The 4,733-nt window shown below is 44.8% G+C and carries 4 protein-coding genes; all 4 read right to left on the reverse strand.

The window, feature by feature from the left end; all coding sequences use genetic code 11:
• Positions 1–441: 441 nt before the first annotated feature.
• From WMO25_RS15140 to WMO25_RS15155, 4 genes are read right to left on the reverse strand one after another with little or no spacing between them, the layout of a single operon-like run.
• A complete protein-coding gene (locus tag WMO25_RS15140; RefSeq protein WP_117540740.1) occupies positions 442–1,431 on the reverse strand; it encodes an ABC transporter ATP-binding protein in 990 nt (329 codons plus the stop codon).
• The gene (locus WMO25_RS15145) at positions 1,428–2,426 is read right to left on the reverse strand and encodes an ABC transporter ATP-binding protein (RefSeq protein WP_349086008.1); all 999 of its coding nucleotides are present in this window, start codon (positions 2,424–2,426) and stop codon (positions 1,428–1,430) included. Before WMO25_RS15145 ends, WMO25_RS15140 begins: the two co-directional genes overlap by 4 nt.
• A gap of 18 nt (positions 2,427–2,444) precedes the next feature.
• Positions 2,445–3,491 carry an ABC transporter permease gene (locus WMO25_RS15150; protein ID WP_178441345.1) on the reverse strand — a complete coding sequence of 349 codons (1,047 nt, stop codon included), beginning with the start codon at positions 3,489–3,491 and terminating at the stop codon, positions 2,445–2,447.
• A gap of 18 nt (positions 3,492–3,509) precedes the next feature.
• Positions 3,510–4,427 carry an ABC transporter permease gene (locus tag WMO25_RS15155; protein WP_117540744.1) on the reverse strand — a complete coding sequence of 306 codons (918 nt, stop codon included), beginning with the start codon at positions 4,425–4,427 and terminating at the stop codon, positions 3,510–3,512.
• Between the last annotated feature and the right edge of the window lie 306 nt (positions 4,428–4,733).

Here is a 4,733-nt window from a genome sequence, read left to right on the forward strand (position 1 = left end):
TGCCAGCTTCTGTGGATTCTGCTGTTGTCTGGTTGTTGTCGCTTGCTGCTGTTGTTTCTTTTGCAGCGGAGCTGCCGCAGCCTGCCAGACCAGCTACCATAGCAGCTGTCAGCAGAAGAGGTAAGATTCTTTTTTTCATGTTCTCTCTTCTCCTTTTCTTTTTTACAGATGCTCAGAACCAACCGCTTGGACCATGGCTCCGAACAATTTGCATTTTCTATAAACATTATGCATTCCGCATAACTGCTTATCAGGATTTGTAACTGTTCAGAGCTAACCTCCAAAATGCTACGCATTTCGTCGGTGTGGCGTATCCGCCAAATAAAATTTCAAAAACAGTCTTAAAAATGCAAGCATTTTATACCTGTTTTTTGAAATTTTGCTTAGCTCTGAACAATTACACATTATACCATTCACAGCGCTGTCTGTGAAACGATACTTTTAGTTGCACTTGTCCAGATGATGACAAGCTGCATAATGTCCCGGAGCCACTTCCTTGAATTCCGGAACTTCCTTCGCACACTGCTCGTCTGCATATGGGCAGCGTGTTCTGAAACGGCATCCTGAAGGTGGATTCAGCGGGCTAGGTACATCGCCTTCAAGAGCGATACGCTTGCTGGCCCTTGCCTGCTTCGGGTCTGCGATCGGGATCGCAGAGATCAGACTCTTTGTATATGGATGCAGGCTGTGCATTGTCAGCTCATAGCTGTCGGCAAGTTCCACCATTCTGCCAAGGTACATAACGCCGATACGGTTGGAAATATGCTTAACAACGGACAGATCATGGGCAATGAACAGATAAGTCAGATTCATGCTCTCCTGCAGATCCTCAAACATATTGATAACCTGCGCCTGAATAGAAACATCCAGCGCAGAAATCGGCTCATCACACACAATGAATTCCGGATGAACAGCCAATGCTCTTGCAATGCCGACACGCTGACGCTGACCGCCTGAGAACTCATGCGGATAACGATTCGCATGCTCGGAGTTCAGACCAACACGACGAAGCATCTCGATAATCATATCATAACGCTCCTGCTTGGAAGATGCAAGATGGTGGATATCAATTGGTTCACCGACAATATCACCGACTGTCATACGCGGGTCCAGACTGGCGTATGGATCCTGGAATACAATCTGCATTTTCTTACGATAAGGCAGCATATTCTCTGCAATCTTCTTTTCTTTATCAAAAATAACCTTATCATCATAAATAATTCTGCCGCCCGTCGGTTCATAGAGACGGAGCAGTGTACGTCCTGTTGTTGTCTTACCGCATCCGGACTCACCAACAAGACCAAGTGTTTCACCTCTGTTGATAAAGAAGGAAACATCATCTACAGCCTGAACATATTTCTTGTTCTTTCCAAAACCACCGGCCGGAAAGTACTGCTGCAAATGTTCTACCTGAACTAATTTATCACTCATTTTGCGGCCTCTCTTTCCATCTGTTCCTTCTGGTTCATCCAGCACTGTGTATAGTGTACATCATCGAAAGTTGTCACCGGTGCCATCTCTCTCAGGCAGATCTTCATACAGTTTGAACAACGCGGTGCAAACGGACATCCTGCAGGCGGATTCAGCAAATCGATCGGTGTACCTTCGATTGGCACCAGACGCTCATGCTCTTTGGCATCCAGTCGCGGAATACTCTTCAAAAGGCCCTTTGTATATTCATGCTTCGGATTGTAGAAAATATCATCCGTTGTACCGTATTCGACAATACGTCCGGCATACATAACAGCAATCTTGTCGCACATGCTGGCAACAACACCAAGGTCATGGGTGATCATGATGATCGCCATACCAAGCTTCTCTTTCAGCTCCATCATCAACTCAAGGATCTGTGCCTGAATCGTCACATCAAGGGCTGTTGTCGGCTCATCGGCAATCAGAAGCTTCGGTTCACATGCCAATGCGATCGCAATCATAACACGCTGTCTCATACCGCCGGATAACTCATGCGGATACTGCTTCAGACGCTTTTCAGGCTCATTGATACCAACCAGTTCCAGAAGTTCTTTGGCTCTGGCCCGGGCCTGCTCTTTATTCTTGTCTGTATGCAGAAGAATAACTTCCATGATCTGGTTGCCAATTGTATAAACAGGATTCAAACTTGTCATCGGATCCTGGAAAATAATCGATACTTCGTTGCCTCGGATCTTACGGAACTCCTTCTCAGACAGATCGTTGATACGGTGACCGTTAAAATCAATCGTACCACCGACTAACTTACCCGGGAAAGCAGTCAGTCCCATCAGACTGTATGCAGTAACGGATTTACCTGAACCACTCTCTCCTACAATACCGAGGACTTCACCATCATTCAGATGGATAGAAACGTCATTCAATGCCTTAACTTCACCGGCAGGTGTGAAGAATGAAAGACGTTCGTGCTGTATATCTACAAGATATTCTGACATAATCTTACACTCTCCTTCCTAGTTCTTAAGTTTAGGGTCAAAGGCATCTCTGAGGCCATCGCCCAGTAAGTTAAAGCTCAGAATAATCAAACTGATAACTGCTGCCGGAATAAACAGCAGATACGGATATGTATTCAAACCATTGATCGCATCACTGGCAAGACTTCCCAGAGAAGGCATCGGAACAGCAACACCAAGACCGAGGAAGCTCAGGAAACTCTCCGTAAAGATAGATGACGGAATCTGCAGTGTTGTTGTAACGATCAGTGTACCGATACAGTTTGTCAGCAGATGCTTCTTGATAATTCTCGCTGAAGATGCCCCCAGTGCTCTTGCAGCTGTAACATATTCACTTTCCTTCAGCATCAGGATCTGGCTTCGTACCATACGTGCCATACCAACCCAATACAAAAGAGCGAATACGATGAAAATACTGATCAGGTTCTCACCAACAACGGAAATCCATCCGAAGCCCGGCGCCTGAGCCAACACCTTCAATGGTGCCTTCAGAGCGAAGGACAAAAGAACGATCAGCAGGACATCCGGAATGGTATAAATAATATCAACAATACGCATCATGATCAGATCGACCCAGCCGCCTGCAAAAGCAGCGATGGAACCGAAAATAGAACCGATGACAAGAATGATCGCCGCTGCAATGATACCAACCAGCAGGGAGATACGGCTTCCCATCATGACACGGATTGCATAATCACGGCCCATCTTATCTGTGCCGAAGAAATGCGGAAATACCTTCTCGCCGGCTGCTATTTGCTCCATCTCTTTGGCAGAATACTGCATCGGTGCAAGGTTATTCGCACCCTGAATCTGCTGTTCGTAACTGTATGGATAAAATGCCGGAACAATAAAGGCAAAAATCATAACAATAATAATGATAAACAGACAAACCATAGCCACTTTGTTCTTACGCAGACGTCTGAAACCATCTTTCCAGAAGCTGACGCTGTCACGCATGACAACAAGGCCTTCCTTCTCTTCATCAGTAGCCGGAAGGAAGTCGTCTGGATTTAACTTTAATTGAAAACTTAACGGATTCTTCTCCATTATCACTTACCCTCCTGTTTATTTCAGCTTGATACGCGGGTCTACCAGTTTGTAGACAATATCAACAATAACATTCATAACGATCATGATCGTCGCAAGGAAAATTGTTGTACCCATGATCATCGTGTAATCACGGCCATTGATGGCTTTGATGAATTCGCCGCCAAGACCCGGAATTGTAAAAATCTTCTCTGTAACAAAACTACCTGTCAGTGTATAAGCCAGCATAGGACCTACATATGTAATAACAGGCAGGATTGCATTACGAAGGGCATGCTTAAACAGGGAAACCTTCTGTGACAAACCCTTTGCCTTCGCTGTACGCATATAATCCTGGCCGAGAACATCCAGCATGGATGAACGCATCAGACGCATGATATATGATGTCGGATAAGCTGCCAGCGCAACCACCGGCATAATGTAGCTCTGCGCACTCTTAAGACCCAGTGTCGGCAGCCACTGCAGTTTAACGCCAAAGACGTAAAGGAGCAGCGTACAGATAACGAACCCGGGCACCGCAATGCCGCAGGTGGCAATGACACTGAATAAACTATCGATAAAAGTGCCTCTCTTGTATGCAGCCAGAACACCCAGCGGCACACCGACACAAAGTGCAAGGACGACAGCCATTCCGCCTAATCTAGCGGATACAGGGAACTTTGTCGCAATAATATCCATAACTGTACGGCCCCTCTGCTTCAGGCTGTCACCGAAGTCGCCGTGAGCTGCATCGGAAATATAAGTAAAATAACGTTCTGCCATAGGTTTATCCAGTCCATACTTAGCTTCCAGCGCTTTTGTTGCTGCAGGGCTGATTGCCTTCTCTGATAAGAACGGTCCGCCCGGAACCAGGTTCATCAGAAAGAATGTGATCGTGGCAACTGCCCAAATGGTCACGAATGCAAGTGCAATTCTCTTGAGTATGTATTTACCCACTTTTCTCTCTCCTATTCAATTTAGTTTTCTGCTATTATAACGTCTAAGACGGACATTTGTCTATGTACAAAAAATGCCATTTGTATAGCATACTGCATCACGTTAATAGACTAAATAACAACAGTCATATGAAATAATTTAAATTATAGCATATATTGTTTGAATTGTACAGCAAAAAAAACACTTCGCAGCTTTAACAAAGCAACTCCACGAAGTGTTTTCTGAATATTTATTCATTTTTTAATGTTTTTTTGACATTTTTGCTAATATTTATTGGAAATATTTATCATCCTATTCATTTATCGA

It is taken from the genome of Coprococcus intestinihominis (assembly GCF_040096555.1).
Classification (GTDB): Bacteria; Bacillota; Clostridia; order Lachnospirales; family Lachnospiraceae; genus Coprococcus_A; species Coprococcus_A intestinihominis.

Excerpts from the sequence above, each read along its gene's own strand:
- WMO25_RS15140 (WP_117540740.1), bottom strand. The coding sequence starts at position 1,431 with ATGAGTGATAAATTAGTTCAGGTAGAACATTTGCAGCAGTACTTTCCG.
- WMO25_RS15145 (WP_349086008.1), bottom strand. The coding sequence starts at position 2,426 with ATGTCAGAATATCTTGTAGATATACAGCACGAACGTCTTTCATTCTTC.
- WMO25_RS15150 (WP_178441345.1), bottom strand. The coding sequence starts at position 3,491 with ATGGAGAAGAATCCGTTAAGTTTTCAATTAAAGTTAAATCCAGACGAC.